This is a genomic window from Anaerococcus sp. HMSC068A02, from assembly GCF_001811125.1.
GTDB classification, from domain to species: Bacteria; Bacillota; Clostridia; order Tissierellales; family Peptoniphilaceae; genus Anaerococcus; species Anaerococcus vaginalis_C.
Genome location: NZ_KV803715.1, coordinates 1 through 615, shown reverse-complemented (window position 1 = coordinate 615; position 615 = coordinate 1). Strand labels below are relative to the sequence as shown.

1 protein-coding gene is annotated in these 615 nt (G+C 31.1%); it reads left to right on the top strand.

The genetic code is table 11. The annotated features are described in order from the left end of the window. Window positions 1-111: 111 nt before the first annotated feature. Window positions 112-615: transposase (locus tag HMPREF2782_RS02345; protein WP_186821644.1), on the top strand; the 504-nt coding region annotated here is incomplete at its 3' end.

Here is a 615-nt window from a genome sequence, read left to right as displayed (position 1 = left end):
CAGACTGTAGACAAAGTAGATGAAAAATGCAACTTCATCTACTTTTTTCATGCGATAAATGCTTAAAACAAGCCATCTATGGGTATAAATATGCTAAAGATGGAGGAAGTTATGCTACATAAAAACGAAAATAATAATACTGAACAAGTCCAAATGGTATCAGTAGAACAACTAGTTCCAAAAAATCACATATTAAGAAAAATAGATAAACACATAGATTTCAACTTCATATACGACCTAGTAGAAGATAAATACTCACAAACAACAGGTAGACCAAGTATAGACCCAGTAGTATTAATAAAACTTGTAATCCTACAATACTTTTTCAACATAAACAGCATGAGACAAACAATAAGAGAAGTAGAAGTAAACATAGCCTATCGTTGGTTCTTAGGACTTGACTTCTACGATAAGGTTCCACACTTCTCAAGTTTCGGAAAAAACTATGAAAGAAGATTTAAAAATACAGACATATTCAATCAAATATTCGAAAATATCCTAGACCAAGCAATGAATTATGGATTCGTAGACACAAAAATACAATTTGTAGACTCAACCCATGTAAAAGCCCACGCTAACAGACATAAAAATCAGAAAGTAAAAATAAAGAACAAA